A 19,942-nucleotide genomic window follows, 5' to 3' on the forward strand; every position below is an offset into this window, starting at 1 on the left:
TATAATCAGTTAATTCGTTGTTTTACTGCTTCATATATCAAAATACCCGCCGCTACGGATACGTTGAGCGACTCGATGGTACCCAGCATCGGGATCTTCACCCACTCGTCGCACAAGGCCAGGTTTTCGTAGGAAACGCCCTTGTCTTCGGCTCCCATAATAATGCACATCGGGCCGGTATAGTCGGCCTTCGTATAGTCGTAGTCGCCCTTCTCGGTAGCGGCCACGATATGGAAACCGCTGTTCTTGAGGTATTGCAAGGTTTCCTTCAGGCTCTGCTCACGACACACGGGCAGGGTATGCAGGGCGCCGGCCGAGGTTTTCATGGCATCGGCATTCACCGTCACGCTGTTCCTGGCAGGGATGATGACGGCATCGACCGCCGCACACTCGCAAGTACGGGCGATGGCGCCGAAGTTGCGTACGTCCGTCACGCCGTCGAGCATCACGAAGAGCGGATTCTTGCCCTGCTCGAAGAGGAAGGGTACGAGGTCTTCCGTCTTCTGGTAGGTGACGGCCGAAACGAAAGCCACCACGCCCTGATGATTCTTGCGCGTAATCTTGTTGATGCGCTCCACAGGTACCCGCTGAACGGGTATCAGTGTTCCCTTCAGTGCGGCAAACAGCTCCTTGGACAAGTCGCTCTGTATGTCTCTCTTCACCAGTATCTTGTCGATGTCCTTACCGGCCTGTATGGCTTCTATCACGGCACGGACACCAAAAATCATTTCACTTTTGTCTGTCATTCGTTTATCTTATTAGTTTATTTATCCAGTTTCAACAAAGCGCGGGCATTGTTTAGCGCGGCCTCGGTCAGGGTGGCTCCGCTCAGCATGTGGGCCAGTTCCTCCACCCGTTCGTCGTCGGTCAGGCGACGGATGTGGCTGCTCGTCTCCACCTCGTTGTCTTCCTTATATACTTTATAGTGGGCACGCCCGCGCGCGGCTATCTGCGGCAGGTGGGTGATGCTGATGACCTGACGGTCGTTGTCGCCCATTTCCTGCATAATGTCAGCCATGCGGTCGGCAATCTCGCCTGACACGCCCGTGTCGATTTCGTCGAACACGATGGTGGGCAACTTGACGGCTCCGGCTATCATGGCCTTGACGGACAGCATGACACGCGCTATCTCACCCCCCGAAGCCACGGACGAAATGTTCTGCAACACCCCGTTCTTGTTAGCCGAGAAGAGGAAATTCACCGTATCTGCTCCATGCACGCCCGGCTCCTTGCGTACGCCCATCTCCACCTGAAAGCGGACATTGGGCATGCCCAGCGGCACCAGCCGTGCGGCCATCTGCCGCTCCACTTCGCGAGCGGCACGGGTGCGCGCTTCGGTCAAGACCTGTGCCTGTGTGGTGACCTGGCTGAAGAGTTCCTTCACCTGCGCTTCGAGGCGGGCGATGTCTTCGTCGGACGACGTGATGGCCGAAAGTTGCAAAGCATAGTTTTCCTGCAAGGAAAGCAGTGCTTTGACCGTATCAACACGATGCTTTTGCTGGAGCGAATAAATGAGATTGAGGCGGGCGTTCACTTCGTCGAGGCGGGCGGGATTGAATTCGACTTCTTCTTCCTTGTCGGCCACCTCCTGCGAGATATCCTTCAGCTCGATATAGACACTGTCCAGACGGTCGGCCAATTCGCCCGCAGGAGCAAAGACCGAGCGCAAGCCCATCATCGTATTTTGGCAGTCCTTCAAGGCTTCGAGCACACCGCCTTCGTCGGCGTTCAGCGCCTGTCCGGCTCGATAAAGTCCGGCCTTGATGTCTTCGGCATGGGTCAGCATCTCCGCTTCCTGCTCCAGCTCTTCCTGCTCACCGTCGGTAAGGTTGGCCTCCTCCAGCTGCTCCAGCTGGAAGCGGATGTAGTCTTCGTCCGCACGACTCTGCTCGGCACGAGCCACAAGCGCCTCCAGGTCCTGACGGGCCTGCCGCCAGTCGTTGTACAACTTCTGATAGGCGGCCAGCTCGGCATCGTCGTGCGCCAGCAGGTCGAGCACGTTCAACTGGAAGCCCTCCTTGTTGAGCAAGAGGTTCTGATGCTGGGAGTGGACGTCGATGAGCAGCTCGCCCAGTTCCTTCATCTGTACCAACGAAGCAGGCGTGTCGTTGATGAAGGCACGGCTCTTGCCCGAAGCATAGAGCTCGCGGCGCAGGATGCACTCGTCTTCGTACTCCAGTTCGTTGGCTTCGAAGAAAGGTTGCATGCCATAGGCCGACACGTCGAAGTGCGCCTCAATGATGCACTTCGAAGCCCCCTTGCGGATGGACTTCACGTCGGCACGCTGACCCAGCAACAGGCCGATGGCTCCCAAAATAATGGACTTGCCGGCACCTGTCTCGCCTGTGATGACTGAAAAGCCACTATCGAAGCCAATGTCCAGCTTCTCGATCAACGCATAGTTTTGTATGTAGAGCGAACGCAACATAGTATCTTACTCCGTTTCTATTGGTTCAATACTTCGGCCAGCCGGTCGACGATGTCGACGGCCACCTCGTCTTTGGTTTTCAGCGGATATTCCCTACGGCCTTCGGCGTCAATGATGGTCACCTTGTTGGTATCGTAGCGGAAACCTGCCCCTTTGTCGTTCAGCGAATTCAGAACGATGAAGTCCAGATTCTTGCGCTTCAGTTTGTCTTCAGCATTCTGTTGCTCGTTGTGCGTTTCGAGCGCAAAGCCCACCAAGACTTTCCGTTCGGTCGAATCGGCCTTCATCCGGCCCAATGCGGCGGCAATATCCTGTGTTGGTTTCAGGGCGAGGGTCATATCGCCCGTCTTCTCACGCTTGATTTTCTCGTCGGCCACATGCTCGGGCGTATAGTCGGCCACGGCCGCACAGAGGATGGCGGCATCGGCCTGGGGGAAGAGCGAAGTAGCAGCTTCGTACATCTGAGCGGCCGACTCCACATCGCGTCTTTCGGCCATCGGATAGCGAGTGTCGCGTTGTACAGGTCCCGTCACGAGCAGGACACGGGCGCCGCGGCTGGCGCACTCGTCGGCCAGTGCAAAGCCCATCTTACCCGACGAATAGTTGCCGATAAAACGAACGGGATCAATCTTTTCGTACGTCGGCCCTGTGGTTATCAGGATAGTCTTTCCCTTGAGGTCACCTTCCTGCGCCGCAAAGTATCGCTCCAGATGGCGGATGATGTTTTCGGGTTCTTCCATGCGGCCCTTGCCCACCAGATGGCTGGCCAGTTCGCCCGTACCCGGCTCGATGATGTGGTTGCCATAGGAACGGAGCCTCTCCAGATTCTGTTGGGTGGACGGATGGGCAAACATGTCGAGGTCCATGGCCGGAGCCACAAATACAGGCGCCTTGGCCGAGAGGTAGGTCGTGATGAGCATGTTGTCGGCAATGCCGTTGGCCATCTTGCCGATGGTCGAAGCGGTAGCAGGCGCTATCAGCATGGCGTCGGCCCAAAGGCCCAGATCCACGTGGCTGTTCCATGTGCCGTCTCGTTGGGCGAAAAACTCGCTGATGACGGGCTTGCTGGTGAGGGCGGACAACGTAATGGGCGTAATGAACTCCTTGCCCGCAGGCGTAATGACCACCTGCACCTCCGCCCCGCGCTTGATGAGACCGCGGATGATGTAGCAGGCCTTATAGGCGGCAATGCTGCCCGTAATGCCCAAGACTATCTTCTTGCCTTTCAATACATTTGCCATAAGCGTTTTCTTTTATTTCTGAGTCAGTTCGCGCAGACGGATTTTCGTCAGCATGGCCTTGGTGTTCAGTGTAAAGTCACTGTTCAATATCCAGCCGTAGTAGCCAGGATCACGTTTCAGCACCTCGGCTACAGACATGCCCTTGTACTTGCCAAAGTTGAAGACTTCGATGCCCTTATCATCGTAAACCATGCGGCCGGCAAAGTCAACATTCTTGTTGAAGCTCGAGAAGTCGGAAAGGAAATTCACGTCGTTCTGCAAGTCTTCAGGATAACGGTCGAGCTGTGCCATCAGCACTTCATAGGTAGCTCTTGTGTCGGCCTCAGCCGTATGAGCATCCTCCAGGTTCTTACCGCAATAGAACTTGTAGGCGGCAGAAAGGGTACGCTGCTCCATCTTGTGGAAGATAACCTGCACGTCGACAAACTTACGCCGGCTCAGGTCGATGTCCACCTCGGCACGGAGGAACTCTTCGGCCAGCAGGGGGATATCGAAACGGTTGGAGTTGAAGCCAGCCAGGTCGCAACCCTCGATGTCGTTGGCTACGCTACGTGCCACTTCCTTGAACGTAGGGCAGTCGGCCACATCGGCATCATAGATGCCATGTACAGCCGATGCCGCCTCGGGAATATGCATACCCGGATTGATACGCATCGTCTTCGACTCTTCGTTTCCATTAGGATAAACTTTGAGATAACAAATCTCGACGATACGATCGCTATTGATATTAGTACCAGTGGTCTCCAAATCGAAGAACACCAGTGGATTTTTCAAATTCAGTTTCATATCATTTGTTTAAAGTGAGGGAGACAAACGAACGAGTTGGCAAGCCAATAAAGCCATAGCGGAAACAGCCCGTTTCCTCAACTTTACCACTTGTCAACTCGTCCGTCCGACATCCTCGGACTGTTCTTGTTTAGTCGTTCAACATCATTGGCATCAACAACATCAGCAAGTCCTCCTTCTCTTCCTGCTCTACAGGGATGATGACGCCTGCGCGCGAGGGATCGGCCAGTTCGATAATCACTTCTTCAGCCGAAATGTTGTTCAAAATGTCCAACAGGAAAGTAGACTTGAAGCCGATACTCATATCATTGCCGTCGTACTGGCAGGTCTGTGTTTCTTCGGCCGATGTAGAAAAGTCGATGTCCTGCGCAGAAATTGTAATCTGATTGTTGCTCAGGCGAAGCTTGATAAGGCTGCTGGCTTGTGACGAAAAGATCGATACACGACGCAAGGCACCGATCAGCGACTGGCGGTCTACCGTCACTTTATAAGGATTGTTCTGCGGAATCACCGAATTGTAGTTGGGATAACGGCCTTCAATCAGGCGGCACACCATGCGATAGTTCTCCAACGTGAAAACGGCGTTGCGTTCGTCGAACTCGATCATTACCGTCCCCTGCTCACGGGCAAGCAAGTTTTTCATCAGGTTGGCAGGCTTTTTTGGAAGAATAAAAGCTGCACGCTCGTTGCCATGGGCAGCAAAAGTCTTGCAACGCACCAGCTTGTGTCCGTCGGAAGCCACCATCGTAATGTCATCGGTCGTGATGTCAAAATAAATACCATTCATTACAGGACGAAGTTCATCGTCGGCCGTGGCAAACACCGAACGGTTAATCCCATTCAGCAAGACCTCTGCATCGATTTCCACCCGTACTGCGTTGTCGCCCAACTGCGTCAGTTGCGGAAACTCGTCGGCACTCTGCCCCATCAGGCTGTATTTACCATTCTGATATTGCACGTTTATCTCCAAAGTCCCGATATTGATATCGAAAGCAAGCGGCTGTTCAGGTATTTCCTTCAGAGCATCCAGCAACGTCTTGGCCGTAACAGCAAAACGTCCGTCCGCATCACTTTCGTTCACTTCAAGGGAAGTCACCATGGTAGTCTCGCTGTCCGAAGCCGTGACAGACAAAGTTCCGTCCTGCAGGTCAAACAGGAAGCAATCCAAAATGGGCAGCGCGTTCTTCGAATTGATTACACGACTAACAGCCTGTAAATGACTGGAAAGCGCAGTGCTCGACACAATAAATTTCATATATCCGTAGTATTTAAGTTTTTTATATCAATAAGTTGAGGTTTGCAGCACAAAGTTAACAAAAGAATTTCCTACTGACAAAGAATATGGAAAGAAAAAACCAAAGATAATACTTCCTATTTTCCTAAAAAAGCGTAACTTCGCCCCATCAAAAACCAGAAAATACTATAATTACAATGGAATTTACAGGAAAAATTATTGCCATATTGCAGCCAAGAGGCGGTACGTCCAAAGCTGGCAACGAGTGGAAAGTGCAGGAATATGTCATCGAAAATCACGACCAATATCCACGCAAAATGTGCTTCGATGTATTCGGAGCCGACAAGATCGAACAATTCAATATCCAGATGGGCGAAGAACTGACCGTTTCGTTCGACATCGACGCGCGTCAATGGCAAGACCGCTGGTTCAACAGTATCCGTGCATGGAAGGTAGAACGTGTGGGCGCCGCAGCTCCTGCCGCAGCTCCAGCTTACGACATGCCCACTCCTCCGCCCGCTCCGACCGCAGCTCCAGAATTCCTGAGCAGCGACTCGACGGACGACCTGCCTTTCTGATCCCACGCAAGAACAGAAAAACAAGAATAAAGAAGAGACTCTGCCAACAGAGTTCTCTTCTTTTTTGTATCTATACAAACCATTCGACAAAGCAATACTTTCCCTTCAGGAAAACGATGCTTTCCCATAAAGAAAGCACTGTTTTATTCACGACCACACAATGGGCGGCATCCGCCACGAAATGAATCCTAACATCATTCTGCCGGCACATCCGGGTAAGCATAAAGAAGCACCAGATTGGGATAGATTACATTTTCGACACAACAGAGCTGAATAGAAAGTAGGAAATGACGAAAAAAATCGGCATGAGCCAAGAAGAAAGGTGGTAGCAAATCTCGGCTCAAATCGGGATGAAGTACCACCTCTGACATGTCTGCCATTACCAACGCCTGATAATCCGGAGCCAATTTTTCAGTTGCTATCTCATAAAACAGTTGAGATTCAAGCATGTCACCCCGTTCCAACGATATCACATAGGCAGCCAAGCTCTGTTCATCAGGCGAAAGCAATAAACTATGCTTATAAAAACAGGCATAAGTAAATGCAGGCCCACCAGTATAACCAGCTAACAGAGCCGTCAACCTATGATCAGGTAGACGGTAAAGCCTCAACCCGGATACACCTGTTGCTGCTGAAAAACTCTTATAAAAAGGATAACGTCCCTGAGAAACGGAATACAAAAGCTTTTGTAGTTCCCATTGTGCGTGAGCGACATCTTTTACAGATATGTTTAGCACGGTAAAAGGTTTCCTGGCTGCGGTGTCGTTAGAAAGGAAACCGCAAGACAACATCTGTGATCCCGCTTCCAACTGAAAGTAACTGGCCAAAGATGCATCAAAAGATCCATTGGCTGATACAACCATGGTAGAATCAGCTTGTAACCGCTTTAGGGCACATCCTACCTCAGCTTTTGATGCAGAAAGGGTCGCCACCTTATATAGGAAAGTAGAAGCTGGTAGTTTGTCACCAGAAAATCCCTCCAACGGATAAGACTCGAAAAAAGCATCTCTCAAAGGAATTCCCAGTGTATCACTACCATGGACAATGCCCGCACAATAAACTCCTTCCTCAGCAAATTTTAAATTAAACTCCAACCACAGAGATGCATCAGTAGTAAACCGGGATGCGGTTCGAACCGGCCAACGGACATAAACCGTAGTATTATTCTCTTCACGTTTTTTCTCATTTGTAAAATGAAATGTATCAAGCCGAGCAAGCGTTTTCTTCTGTTTCCACGCATCAATCACTTGCTCTACCAACCGTTTTTGGAAACTTACAACCAAAAAATCACGCTTCATCCAGACAGCCAAAAAACGCCCATCTACGAGAGGATAGACTTCTATCGTCTGCCCTCTATAACTAGATGTACGTGAAGGAAATGTTGCTGATCCACTACGACGAAGATGGTTTTCCAATAACGTACGATCACCAGTTCCCATACGACAATAAAGGACCTGATCATTTTGAAGATCAGGGTTATGAAAACTGACGACCAATTCATTCATCTCCCACCTTAAACCATGAGGTTCCTCTTCCATAAACGCACGTAAATACTTCTTTACAGAAGAAAAAAGATCGGAAGCATAGAGAAAATGCCCGTTACGGCTACATACCATGTTATCGATATCCTCAACCAATTCCGCCGCACGATCAGTTTCAAACACAGCCTCTACATCTTGTGGAATCAAAGTAAACAAATCAAAATTTCGTCGTTCCTCCACCGTATCCAAACGCATGAAAGAGTACACAGCAAATCCCGTGCAAAGAAGGACGATGCACACTATCAGGCTGACTCGTATCAAATTATTCGGCTTCATGGCTTTACGATGCTTGATTTTGCAAAAATAAACATTTCTACTAATAAAGCAAAACTATAGCCAAAAAGTTTAAAGAAAACGAGCGTTTTATCCATCTAACTCTTTCAAAACCTCCTAACAGAAGTATGTAAGTTCAATGAACAAACGCCCATTTACAACGCTTAATTTTCTTTTTTCTGATAATACCGTACGTAGTCAATCTCCATTCGTGCCGGAAAGATGGATTCATCAATCCCTATCAGGTTTAGCCTGAATGGTTTGGATAGGATTGTCACTTTCCTGCTGTCCAACCTGAAATAGTCCAAGAGGCTGTTCAGCATGGATGCCATGCGTCCTGCCGAAGTCTTTATTGTTTCCGCATGGCGCACTCGGCTATCCTTGTTGTCATCGTTCAGCAAAAGTTCGGCGTTGCCGCTGATGGCGGTCAAAGGTGTACGCAGTTCATGGTTTACGTTCTGTATGAGGTTGCGCCGCAAGCGTAGAAGTTCCTCGTTCTTGGCGTTGCTCTCCTGCAATTTTCCGATAAGCTTTTCACGCTTTTTCTTTTCGTCCGCGTTGCGTTTCAGTTCCCTATGGATGGTGAGATAGGACAGGAACAGCAGGATGATGGCTGCCGATATGGTAGCGGTGAACAGCCTGACGGATAGGCTTTGCGCCTCCGCCATCTTCCGCTCTTTCTGTATGAACGCCCCCAATGCCTGCCTGTCAAGGTCGCTGACAAGACGGTTCAGTTGGGTGTTCAATGTCCGGTTACGTATGCGAAGGCTGTCGGTGTAGGCATCCATCTCCGTCGCCTGTTTCCGTTGCAGGGCAATCAAGCTGTCGCCAAACTCGTGCAACTCTTGGGCTGAGGGAAGTACTTGTACGGTCTTTTTGCCGCCGAAGAAACCTGCGATGCCCTTTTTCTTCTGCTGTACGGTGCGCAGACTGGTCGCACGTTTCGCCACTTCGGGCAGGTGGTTCACCAAAATACTGTCGGCTTCTTCCTGCCGTTCAAATACCGACATGATATGCCGCAGATGTTCCTCCTTGCTTGCCAGTAGAGAGCGAAGAGTGTCTATCTGCGCTGGATACACATATGCTGCACAATGGAACTTCAATGCTTGTAACAGACTATCTGTACACAGACGTTGGATACGGTAATGACTACAGTCTGTTCTGTTCCAATCAATGACACTCTCTCCCAACATGGTAAGCCGAGTGATATATCGATGGACATTGTGAATATCACGTATAGCTTGCTGTACTTCGCTGTTTTGTGAATCAATTTCTGATATTCGATGTCGTTCACGTACCAGAATTGATGCCATAAAGCCGATAAGTACAATTAAGATAAAATATCCTACTAACACTTTATACCGTAAATTCATTTAAGAATCTATTATTTGAAGAGGGTGTGTCGTAATACGCGATTCACCCTCTTTTCTTTATCAACGATAAGAGCGTTGTTAACTTTTTCAAGCAGCGATATTCTGAAGATAATCTCGATATTTTGTTCCCAATAGCTTAAATGAGTGGTAATAAGGCCGTAAAGGTGTTTAATTGGCCAATTTATCCCCTCTTTATTCATCTTGGTACACATCTTTTTTATATTGAAGGCGATGGCCAGGAAGGAAAAGTCCATAAGGACCTTGTCCTTTCCAAAATGACGGAAGCGCTTGTAGTTCATGTTGAATTTTATCTGTCCAAATACAGCTTCCGGTTCTATACACCTTTGCCCTCTGTGTTTCAGTCCTTCTTCGGAACAGAGAAGTTCCCGGGCTTTCTGTTTGTATATCCTGAGTCGGTGATTCAGTTCTATCGTCCTGTTTCCTTTAGCTTTAAAACACAGACATTTTAACGGACACCCTTCGCATCTGACAGCCCTATACCTGGCATATTCGACTACATATCCGGATTCGGTTTTCGTATGCCTGGTACCTGCCCTCTGCATCTTTTGTCCCATTGGACAGACGCAGTAGTCCTGTTCTTCATTGTAGAAAAAGTTTTCGGCTTTAAAAGGATTCGGTTTAAATCTTGGCCGCTGCTCCATGTGGAAACAATTGTATTTGACGTATGCTTCCATCCCGTTTTCCGACATAAAGTGGTAATTCTCTTCTGATCCGTAACCGGAATCAGCAACCACCGTATGAGCCAAACGGCCGTATCTGTCGGCAAAGGACTTCAGAAAGGGAATCATCGTCAAGGTGTCAGTCGGATTCGGAAAAAGAGAATAATCGATAATGAATTGATTTTCCGTAGCAATCTGAAGATTATATCCTGGTTTTGTCTGACCGTTGTGCATGGCATCCTCCTTCATTCTCATAAAAGTGGCCTCTTTGTCTGTCTTGGAATAAGAGTTGCGGTCCTGAAGATTGTCCAGATGGTTATTGTATTCCTGAAGCTTATCTCTATGTGCTTCCAGTTCTTTCAGCTGCTTGCGTTTCTTTCCCAGCGCAGATTTCTGCTCTTTCGTGGATGGTTCTGAAGTCTGTTCAAGAGCAGTGCGTAATTCTCCCGCCATTTCTGTCAGCATGGAAGGAGTAAACTCAATTTCCTCGTTGTTTTCCGAAGCTTTTTCCTGAGCGATGACGTCATCTATTTGGCTTAACAAAACACTGATTTTCTTCATCAGTCGTTCACGGTTTCGCTCAACGCTCTTCCGCCATACAAAAGTATATTTGTTGGCCTTGGACTCAATCTTTGTTCCGTCAATATATTCCACATTCAGACTGATGAAACCTTTGGATGAAAGCAGAAGTACGGTTTGGGTAAACACTTCGTTGATCTCCTTCTTCACCCGATTACGGAAACGGTTGATAGTAATAAAGTCCGGTTTCTCATAACCGGCTAACCAAATGTAATGGATATCACGACGAAGGAGCTTTTCTATTTTCCGACAGGAGTATATATTGTTCATATAGGCATACAAGATAACCTTTAGCATCATCTTGGGATGGTAAGGACTACGGCCGCATTCTTTGTATAACTTCCTGAAACCTTCAAGATTCAGGCTTTCAACCAAAGCGTCAACCATGCGTATAGGATCGTTTTCTGCAATATCTTCATCGATTCTTTGCGGAAATAGTACCGTTTGGTTGGGAGTGTAGGGACGAAAATGTATCTTTGCCATATGTATAAATCTTTAGGCTTAAAGATACAAAATCTTTAGGTAATAACAAAGCCCCAGCTTGTGAAAGTCGGGGCTTTGTGCTAAACAAAGAAGGTGTGCTTTTTGACACACCTTCATTGATTTCTATGCCGCTTTTTACAGTTTCCATCCTGAGATTTGTTCCTGAATGTTCCATAGTTGGGCATACAACCCTTTAGCCTGCATCAATGTTTCATGCGTACCTTTTTCCCTTATCCGTCCGTTATCCAACACGATAATTTGGTCTGCGCCCTTAATAGTTTTAAGTCTGTGGGCAATGGCGATGACAGTACGCCCTTTGATGAGTGTGTCTATGGCTTTCTGTACTTCCACTTCATTTTCGGGGTCAAGTGAGGCGGTCGCTTCGTCAAGCAGGATGATTTGTGCGTCTTTCAGCATGGCACGGGCTATGGATATGCGTTGCTTTTCTCCGCCCGAAAGGGTGCAACCCCCTTCTCCCACCATTGTGTCGTAGCCTTGAGGCAAGCGCATGATGAAGTCATGGCAACAGGCTTTTTTAGCTGTGGCTATAATTTCCTCTTCCGTCGCATCCGTTTTACCGAAACGGATATTGTTGCGTATGGTGTCCTGAAACAGATAGACATCCTGAAATACCATAGATATGTGGCTCATCAGACTTTCTGGATTTATCTCATTCATCGGAACACCATTGAAAAAGATACATCCTTTCTGTGGGTCGTAGAAACGGGCGCAAAGCTTCATCACCGTACTTTTCCCACTTCCAGAAGGACCTACAAGAGCCGTCAAAGAGTTTTTGGGAAGCGTAATGTTTATATCATGCAACACTTCCTTGTCTTGATAGGCAAACGATACGTGTTCAAACCGGATGTCGCCCGCTGCCGGGGATTGCCGTTCTCCTTTCATCTCCGGCTCGTTCATCAAGGAAAGGATGCGTCCACCGGCAATGGAAAAATAGCGGAACTCGGTAAAGTTTGTCAGTGCGGAAGTCAGCGGGTCGAACACACGAGAACCGACCACAAGGAACAGCACAAATACAAGGATTGAAAGTTTTCCTCCCAATAAAAGATAAGTTCCGCATAGCACCATCATTGTCAGCCCGGCACGTACCAGAGTAATGCTCAACAGAACGAACGGGCCTAACAAGGCTTCCTGACGGATGCAAGCACGGCGAAGTTCCGCAAAAGCATCGCGCAACCTAACAAAGCGGTCACCTATCAGATTGTACGCTTTCATTACACGAATACCCTGTAAGTATTCTTCCAACCGATTTCCAGCATTTATTTTTGCTTGAATTTGCCTGCCGCTTAACTTCCGCTGTGCCTTTGTGCTTGCCCACAGGACGAGCAAGGCAAGCGGCAAGGCGGCAAACATACTGACCGCCATCCTCCAATCTATCCATACAAGCGAAGCAAAAGCCAGTACGGGCATGACTATGGCACCCATAAGTTGGGGCAGGTGGTGCGAAATTCCGGTTTCTGCCATCATGAAGTCCGTAACAAGCATAGACGACAAATCACCCGGATCACGTTTCGACAAAAAGCCCAACGATAGTTTCCGCAAGTGCTCCGCCAGCGACAAACGCCCGGAAGCACTCATTTCGTATGCTCCTCTAAAATTGGCTCGGTAGGATGCCCGTTCTGCCAAAGCCATGACCAGCATATAAACAGCCATAATGCCGAATATCCACCACAGGCGGGTCGTGTCAAGCGGCTGTCCGCTCCCGTCAAATGCACTGAAAATGATACGTATCGCTTCTATAGAAAGACAAAACGGTACTATATTCACTAAGTTGGCAAGCATGGTGTAACCCACCGGCTTGTAAAGTCTTTCCGTGTGACCTATTGTAATATTCTTTATTGCATTCATATCTTATTTTATTTATATGCTATAATATGTATTTCTTCCTTTTTACGGATTGTTCTGATGGATGAAAATCCGACTTCATGCAACCGTTCTTCCAATTCTGCCGGAGTATAGACAACCATACCATCTATCCGTTCCGTCCACATTTTTCCAAGTTCGGGGTCGCTCGCTTCCAGACTAATAAGGAAACAACCTCCTTCTCGGAGAACACGCGCCACTTCAGACAACGCTATGTTTACAGGCGACCAGAAATAGACCGTTTCAAAAGCCGTGATAGCATTAAAGAATCCATCCTCATAAGGTAATGAACAAACATTCCCTTGTTGTATGAAACATCTTTTATTCAAGTCTTTTTCGTTGTACTTTTGGGCGAATGAAACACTTTCTTCTGACAGGTCTATGCCGTAGATATTTCCTTTCGGACATAAATTCAATAAACGTTTCAAATTCGCACCACCGCCACAGCCTATATCAAGTACATTCCAATTCGGCTGCCATTCCACGTGCTTCATGCCACGATTAGCTAAAGATGCATGAAAACAATTCATTCCTCGCAAAATCATCCGTCCCCAAAATCCTTGCGGACAACTTGTGTTTTGCAAGACCTTGTTTAAGAAATTCTTCTTTCTCATATTGCTTTTAGTTTTTGTTCAATGTCCAATGGAATGCGCTCGTATAGGCATCCCACATATTTTTATATACACCCTCCGTCACGGACAGCTGTTCATGCTTTCCGCATTGCACAATGCGTCCTTCTTTCATGACGACAATCTGATGTGCGGAGATGATGGAAGAAAGGCGATGGGCAATCACAATGACCGTTTTGTCCTTTATCAGCGACTGCAAAGCCATCTGCATTTTATGCTCGTTTTCAGGGTCAGCGAAAGCAGTCGCTTCGTCCAACACCAGTATCGGAGCATTCTTCAATATGGCACGAGCCACACATATCCGTTGGGCTTCACCGCCGGACAGGAATACACCTTTATCGCCTATCCTTGTTTCGTAGCCTTGCGGCAAACGCTCTATGAAATCGTGGCATTGGGCAGCTTTCGCAGCGGCTATCACCTTTTCTTTCGTGGCATCAGGAGAGCCTACGGCGATGTTCTCATAAAGAGTGTCGTAAAAAAGGAAAGTGTCTTGAAAGACGAATGAAACCATATCCATCAGTTTTGCGGTAGCTATTTGGCGTATATCCGCACCGCCTATACATATTTTCCCTTGCACCACATCCCAGAACCGGGGTATCAGGTTGGCAACCGTTGATTTGCCGCTTCCTGACGGACCGACAAGGGCGGTTATCTTTCCTTGTGGTGCAATGAAGCTGACATCACGCAGGGCTTCCGTCCGTGTTCCCTGTTCTGTGTTCTCGTAGGAGAATGACACATGGCGAAATTCCACATCGTAAGCGGCAGGCACTTGCGGATGTACCGGCTCCGGCACAGGTTTCTTTTCAAGTATGCGGTCGATACGGTTTACACCTTCATCGATGTCGCGCGTATTACCTCCCAAGAATGTCAGTTTATAAACGGGGGAAGCCATACCCGGTCCCATGATAATGAAGAACAGCCATACTACCGCCAATGACAAGGATTGCGGACTGGCTTGCATCAGCAAGATGCCCATAGGAAGAATAAACGTTACCATCGAATTGAGCAAGACGGTAAAGGCAATCATCCCGTTCTGGTAGGTGTCACAGCATTTCAAGGCGAATGTCTTGTATGCCTGAATCTCGGCATTGAACTGACGGAACGAACGGACGCTTTGCCCGAATATCTTGACGACGGGCATTCCCCGTACATACTGCACGGCGGACGCGCTCATTTTTTCCTGTGCATCGTAGTAGATACCCATGAACTCCCTTGCCCTTTTTCCCATGAAATTGGAAAATTGCAGGAATAAGCTAAGCACCACAACGGCCAAGCACACGACTGTCAGCCACACATCCAGCGAGAAAAAGATGACCAGCATTACCACTACCGTTGCCATTACATTGACCAAATCCGGAATGGTATGGGCGATGAAGCCCTCTATTTTCTCGATATTCTGGTCCATTGTTTTCTTGATGGCTCCCGTAGAGGTATTGTTCAAATATCCCAAAGACAGTTTGCCGATATGTTCAGACAGACGGACACGCAACCCATACAAGATACGGAATGCAGCCACATGTGAGGACATCAGGGCGGCATAGAGCAATATCAATCCGCCAACAAGCCCTCCAAATGCAATCCATCCCCAACGCATCATGTCCGTTCCGTCCAAAGCGGAAAGATTGGAGCCATTCGACAGCAACTCTTTCAAAATTTCATAAACTGCCCAATAAGGCACAAGCATACACACCGCGCTGCCAGCCGACAGCAGACCTGCTAATATAAGCAGACCTTTCCTTTGTCCCGCTATCTCGAACAGACGGGACAAACCTTTTTTCTTTTTTGACTTTTCCATTGTTATTACGCTATTTTGATGTGATTTTATATCCGAGCAATGAACTGAATTTGTAGCAGAGCCAAGGGATGCGCCCCAATATCTGCCCGAAGAAGAATCCCCAGCGTGAACGGAAGAACTTCATATAGTTTGCTTGTTCGATAAGCCGCAAAGCCGGTTCCCATTGTTCCACTAAATGCCCGTCACTAAGTCCGGAACGGATTTGAGCTTCGTGCTTGCGGAGGGAATCGGGCTTCACACCGTGCCGGCTCATCATCGTACCGCACACGTCAAACCACAGTTCGCCTCCCCCGAAACGGCTCGCCACGTGATGCAGGAAGGACTTTACCTGTTTCTCGTAAAAATACATCAGTACGCCTTCCACGATGAAGATAAATTCCCCATCGGGATGCCTGCGGCGCAGGTCGTCCATCCAGTCGGTTTCCAGCAAGGACGCCGCGATATAGACATTGCCCGGCTGTTCGGGTATCAATTCCCGGCGCAGGGTGATGACCTCCGGCAAATCCAAATCATAAAAGACTGCTTTCTGACTTCCGATACGCTGGAAACGGGTATCCAGTCCACATCCCACATTGACCACGACCGGATGCGAATGTGTCTTAATAAATCGGCGCACGGCGCAATCAAAATACCATCCACGCACCACACATCCCACTTCGCTCAACTTTGCCCCGTCGAACTGGGAATAATCGTATTCCAAACTGTCCGCCAGCCATTCCGCAGTCTTGTCATATAGGATGGGATTATTCCGGCTGCTTTCTTTGGCTCTCATGTATAGCGGAATAAGCAATGTTTCCGCTACAATGCTCTTAAACTCGTATTTCTGTTTCATATTTTGGGATATTTAATAGTGAACGATATTCAGAATTGTTCATAAAAAAAGGAGGAAACCTCCGTGAAGATTTCCTCCTTGCCAACCGTTCTGATGCGGTTGAATGTTCGTATGTACGTTGTCTGTTCATATCTTAATAATAGCCCTCCAACCTTGGATTTCAAACAGGATATAATCGTGCAAAATAGCCTCCATTTCTTGCCGGGGTACGGAATGCATCAATAGTTCCTCGAACATCGTGAACATCCATACCGTATGCAAATGAATGATAAAATCGGACACAGCCGTATTGATTTCGGGATGTTTCCGCTGCATGGACGCGAACCACGCCTTAACCAATTCCGTGGAACGGTCGGTATAATTCTCACGGAAGCGTTCCAATGAAGAACCTTGCGCACGGAACAACAGTATTTCCATTAGCGAACGGTGTTTGTCTATAAGCGAAACATATTCGTCAATGCAGGATTTCAGGTATTTTTCCGACCGCATCATCATAATATCTTCGCCCCGTATGCCGTGGTGTTCTTGCAGCATGGCTTCCAAAGCGCACAAAACAGGACGGACCACTTCATGGAATAATTCATCTTTGCTTGTGAAGTAGTTATAGATATTCCCGACACCAACCCCAGCTAACTCCGCTATTTCGCGCATGGAAGTTTTGGAATAGCCTTTCTTCTCGAATTGCTGCCTGGCAATCGTCAATATCCGACCCCGTATGTCCTCTTTCAGCACTTGCATTTATAATGAACAATGTCTGTTTTTTATTTTTTGCAAAGGTACAAGGCTTGAAATTGTCGGGCAATACCTATTTTTAGGGATTTTGCGTCTTCCAAAACATGGGGAGCAAGCCGTTTCGGTACGCCCGAAACACAAACCTGCTCCCATAAAAACTTTGCCCCAATGGATACTCCTGTTTCTTTAAGTCAATCGTATTCCATAAAACAAAGTCATACTTCATTCTAAACAAGCTCTAATTTATTAGCAGGCTTATTTGAGCTTGAAGAACGCCACAGGCTACCACACCGATGCCAAATGCTGCCACGCAGGTGCGAAGCGGTTGGATTGTGCCGGACTTCGCTTTTCTTTGCATCACGGACGCTTGGAACAGCCGTCACGGGGTCGGCGGATAACGCCACTCCCTGCCACAAGCTGCCACGATTGTGCCAACCCATCGTTTGATGCGTAATGCTCATTTACTTTGCGTCCAAAATCGAGTATCAACATTAAAAACAGTATTGACAATGGAAGTATTGATTTTTCAGAAAGAGGCGTTTGAGGAAATGACGACGAAGTTCAGCCGTTTCTCAGACCGTGTGAACGAACTCCTTGCCAAGCAAGGCAGCAAGTCATTAAACCGTTGGATGGACAACCAAGAGGTCTGCCAACAGTTGAACATCAGTCCGCGCACCTTGCAGACGCTGCGTGACAACGGCACGCTGGCTTATTCGCAGATAAACCACAAGGTGTTTTACCGACCGGAAGATGTGCTGCGCATCGTCAAGCCTGTGGGGAACAAACGTGCGACCAAAAGTATTTGATATTTAAATGACCACTAAATCCAACGTAACAATGAGTGAAATGATTACCAAGAACCATGCGCTTGTCGCCGAGTTCGGCGACAGCCTTGACCGTCTTCTGGACGGCATCGAGAACTTTATGGCAAACAGCCGTCCGACATTGGGCGGTGAACGCTTCCTGACGGACAGGGAGGTGTCGGCACGGCTGAAAGTGAGCCGACGCACCTTGCAGGACTACCGCAACAACGGCATAATCGCCTATTACCAGTTGGGCGGCAAGATTCTGTACAAGGAATCGGACATCGAACGGATGCTTGCCGCCAATTACCGGGAAGCGTTCAGGTAGGCTGACGGGAATTCCCTGTAAAACGGTGTTACCCTCAAACGGCGTAAGAGATAGCCTTACACGCCGTTTGAGGGTATCTCATACGCCGTCTGAGGTCTGCTCAATTTCCCGCTCTCTTTCCACGCGACGGGGAGAGCGAAAAGAAAAGGTTGACGGACTGTCTGTTGTTCATGGTCAGCCTGCCCATGATGAACCGCCGGAAAGCCACGCTCTCCCTACTTCTCAACTTGAAGGAAACGGCTATCACCATTTCAAGACTGTAAACATCGTAGTTTATCCCGTTGTCCTGTTTGATGTACCGCTTCGTTTCGCTTTCCAACAATTCCATGTTTTTGTAGATAGAGTGTATAGCCTTGCGGATGTCGCAGCCGAACACGTTGAACGCATCGGACATTTCCTGCTGCGTCATCCAGACGGGAGCGGTCGGCATGGCAACCGCCCCGTTTTCTGTGATTGTGATTATTCCCCGTTCCATTGTCATGCCTCATATTATTTATTATCAATGCTTGTTCCTTTTGGCAGTTCTTGTCTTTTGTACCATTTGCCCGTTCCGTACATCATTCTGACCGCCATCAGAGTGTCCATGTCCTTTGAAATCTTCTTGTCAGTCACCTCCGCGTACCGCTGGGTGGTCTTTATGCCTGAGTGCCCCATCATCTTGGCGATGCTCTCAATGGGTATGCCCTCCGAAATCAAGAAAGTTCCAAACGAGTGTCTGCTTTGATGGTAGGACAAGTTTTCTTTCCGTCCTATCGCCACGCCCAGCTCGTGTATCTCGAACCACATCTCGTCACGGCTCGGAAGCGGAAACACGGGCTTCGTGTCGTCGGTCGTGTTGTAGAGGTCGAGTATCTGCTCCGCTATCGGATGCAGGGGGATGAACGCCTCCACGTTGGTCTTCTTGCGGTTGATGCGGATGTAACGCCTGCCGTCCGCCGTCGTGCCGATATGGTGCGGATGGAGCAGCATGATGTCCACATACGCCAAGCCAGTGAACGTTGAAAACAAAAATGCCCTGCGCCCAAGTTCCTGCAACGGGTCGAGCATGGGCGTTTCAAGGATGGCTTTCAGTTCCGCACGGCTGATATGCCTGTGCTTCGGCGCGGGCTTCTTCTCGTATTCCATGTCCTCCAACGGGTTGGCACGGAGTATCTCGTAGTCCACGGCGAGGTACATCAGCTTGCTCAGCCAGCACAGGCACTTGTTGATTTGCTGTGCGCTGAAATTCTTGTTGCGCTTCATGAAAGCCTTGTAGGAACTGCCGAACTCCTCCGTAATGTCGCTGAACTCGATGTCCTCCTTGCCCAACGATGTGAGATAGTCTTTCAGGTATTTCTGGTAATATCCCGAATGGCGGTAGGTGGACGTGGAGTTTATTTCCTTTGAACGGGCAAGCAGCCGTTCACGCTCCCTTTCGCCCATCTGCAGCAGCTTGGTGGGTATGACGGCTTTCCTTGCCAGCGCATTTTTGAGCAATTCGGCACTCACCACGTTCTGTTTCTTTAACGAATCCTCATAAGCAAGTTCAACGGACTTCTTGAACTCCTGCAAGCGGTTGCTCTCGCGGACGGTGCGAATGGTTCCCTTGCTGCTGTTCCAGTCCTCCGGTCTGCAATAGATGCCCGTCGCCATCGTGGAACTCTTGCCGTCTATTGTGATGCGGCAGAGGACGGCGGTCGTGCCGTCAGCCTTTACCTTGTTACGGTTGATGTACGGTAATATGGAAAATGTACTGCGCATAATGGT

18 protein-coding genes are annotated in these 19,942 nt (G+C 48.6%); 3 read left to right on the forward strand and 15 right to left on the reverse strand.

Features of this window, described 5'->3' with window-relative positions; all coding sequences use genetic code 11:
* Positions 1-5 precede the first annotated feature (5 nt).
* The 5 genes from rlmB to dnaN form a co-directional block, all read right to left on the reverse strand.
* A complete protein-coding gene (rlmB, locus tag BQ8005_RS05105) occupies positions 6-746 on the reverse strand; it encodes a 23S rRNA (guanosine(2251)-2'-O)-methyltransferase RlmB (RefSeq protein WP_075317287.1) in 741 nt (246 codons plus the stop codon).
* Between the two features lie 17 nt (positions 747-763).
* The gene (recN, locus tag BQ8005_RS05110; protein ID WP_075317288.1) at positions 764-2,428 is read right to left on the reverse strand and encodes a DNA repair protein RecN; all 1,665 of its coding nucleotides are present in this window, start codon (positions 2,426-2,428) and stop codon (positions 764-766) included.
* 17 nt (positions 2,429-2,445) lie between these two features.
* Complete coding sequence (coaBC, locus tag BQ8005_RS05115) at positions 2,446-3,669, reverse strand: bifunctional phosphopantothenoylcysteine decarboxylase/phosphopantothenate--cysteine ligase CoaBC (protein WP_075317289.1); 1,224 nt, start codon at positions 3,667-3,669, stop codon at positions 2,446-2,448.
* 12 nt (positions 3,670-3,681) lie between these two features.
* The gene (locus tag BQ8005_RS05120; protein ID WP_021846498.1) at positions 3,682-4,455 is read right to left on the reverse strand and encodes a 3'-5' exonuclease; all 774 of its coding nucleotides are present in this window, start codon (positions 4,453-4,455) and stop codon (positions 3,682-3,684) included.
* 130 nt (positions 4,456-4,585) lie between these two features.
* Complete coding sequence (gene dnaN, locus BQ8005_RS05125; RefSeq protein WP_075317290.1) at positions 4,586-5,710, reverse strand: DNA polymerase III subunit beta; 1,125 nt, start codon at positions 5,708-5,710, stop codon at positions 4,586-4,588.
* Positions 5,711-5,886: 176 nt separating this feature from the next.
* Between dnaN and BQ8005_RS05130 the strand changes: the two genes are divergently transcribed.
* Complete coding sequence (locus BQ8005_RS05130) at positions 5,887-6,267, forward strand: DUF3127 domain-containing protein (protein ID WP_021846496.1); 381 nt, start codon at positions 5,887-5,889, stop codon at positions 6,265-6,267.
* Between the two features lie 194 nt (positions 6,268-6,461).
* Here BQ8005_RS05130 and BQ8005_RS05135 read toward each other — a convergent pair whose 3' ends face one another.
* The 8 genes from BQ8005_RS05135 to BQ8005_RS05170 all read right to left on the reverse strand — a co-directional run bounded on the left by BQ8005_RS05135 (position 6,462) and on the right by BQ8005_RS05170 (position 17,071).
* On the reverse strand, positions 6,462-8,084 hold the full coding sequence (locus BQ8005_RS05135) for a hypothetical protein (protein ID WP_075317291.1): 1,623 nt from the start codon (positions 8,082-8,084) through the stop codon (positions 6,462-6,464).
* Positions 8,085-8,245: 161 nt separating this feature from the next.
* The gene (locus tag BQ8005_RS05140; RefSeq protein ID WP_159436214.1) at positions 8,246-9,394 is read right to left on the reverse strand and encodes a sensor histidine kinase; all 1,149 of its coding nucleotides are present in this window, start codon (positions 9,392-9,394) and stop codon (positions 8,246-8,248) included.
* A 71-nt stretch (positions 9,395-9,465) separates the two neighbouring features.
* Positions 9,466-11,196, reverse strand: coding sequence for an IS1182 family transposase (locus BQ8005_RS05145; RefSeq protein WP_075317293.1), 1,731 nt, complete (start codon positions 11,194-11,196; stop codon positions 9,466-9,468).
* 135 nt (positions 11,197-11,331) lie between these two features.
* Entirely contained in the window at positions 11,332-13,062 is a 1,731-nt protein-coding gene (locus BQ8005_RS05150) for an ABC transporter ATP-binding protein (RefSeq protein WP_075317294.1), read from the reverse strand.
* An 8-nt stretch (positions 13,063-13,070) separates the two neighbouring features.
* Positions 13,071-13,691, reverse strand: a complete 621-nt coding sequence (locus tag BQ8005_RS05155; RefSeq protein WP_075317295.1) for a class I SAM-dependent methyltransferase — start codon at positions 13,689-13,691, stop codon at positions 13,071-13,073.
* Positions 13,692-13,698: 7 nt separating this feature from the next.
* The gene (locus BQ8005_RS05160; protein WP_075317296.1) at positions 13,699-15,501 is read right to left on the reverse strand and encodes an ABC transporter ATP-binding protein; all 1,803 of its coding nucleotides are present in this window, start codon (positions 15,499-15,501) and stop codon (positions 13,699-13,701) included.
* Positions 15,502-15,511: 10 nt separating this feature from the next.
* On the reverse strand, positions 15,512-16,333 hold the full coding sequence (locus tag BQ8005_RS05165; protein WP_075317297.1) for a class I SAM-dependent methyltransferase: 822 nt from the start codon (positions 16,331-16,333) through the stop codon (positions 15,512-15,514).
* Between the two features lie 126 nt (positions 16,334-16,459).
* Positions 16,460-17,071, reverse strand: a complete 612-nt coding sequence (locus BQ8005_RS05170) for a TetR/AcrR family transcriptional regulator (protein WP_025277673.1) — start codon at positions 17,069-17,071, stop codon at positions 16,460-16,462.
* A 503-nt stretch (positions 17,072-17,574) separates the two neighbouring features.
* On the opposite strand from BQ8005_RS05170, the gene BQ8005_RS05175 reads away from it, so the two are divergent.
* Both BQ8005_RS05175 and BQ8005_RS05180 read left to right on the forward strand, forming a co-directional pair.
* A complete protein-coding gene (locus BQ8005_RS05175; protein ID WP_018710103.1) occupies positions 17,575-17,871 on the forward strand; it encodes a helix-turn-helix domain-containing protein in 297 nt (98 codons plus the stop codon).
* Positions 17,872-17,902: 31 nt separating this feature from the next.
* Positions 17,903-18,196, forward strand: a complete 294-nt coding sequence (locus BQ8005_RS05180; protein ID WP_075317298.1) for a helix-turn-helix domain-containing protein — start codon at positions 17,903-17,905, stop codon at positions 18,194-18,196.
* Positions 18,197-18,296: 100 nt separating this feature from the next.
* Here BQ8005_RS05180 and BQ8005_RS05185 read toward each other — a convergent pair whose 3' ends face one another.
* Entirely contained in the window at positions 18,297-18,677 is a 381-nt protein-coding gene (locus tag BQ8005_RS05185) for a virulence RhuM family protein (RefSeq protein ID WP_200806325.1), read from the reverse strand.
* 8 nt (positions 18,678-18,685) lie between these two features.
* Positions 18,686-19,936, reverse strand: coding sequence for a site-specific integrase (locus BQ8005_RS05190; RefSeq protein ID WP_075317300.1), 1,251 nt, complete (start codon positions 19,934-19,936; stop codon positions 18,686-18,688).
* Positions 19,937-19,942 lie beyond the last annotated feature (6 nt).

Source organism: Bacteroides togonis (assembly GCF_900130135.1).
Classification (GTDB): domain Bacteria; phylum Bacteroidota; class Bacteroidia; order Bacteroidales; family Bacteroidaceae; genus Bacteroides; species Bacteroides pullorum.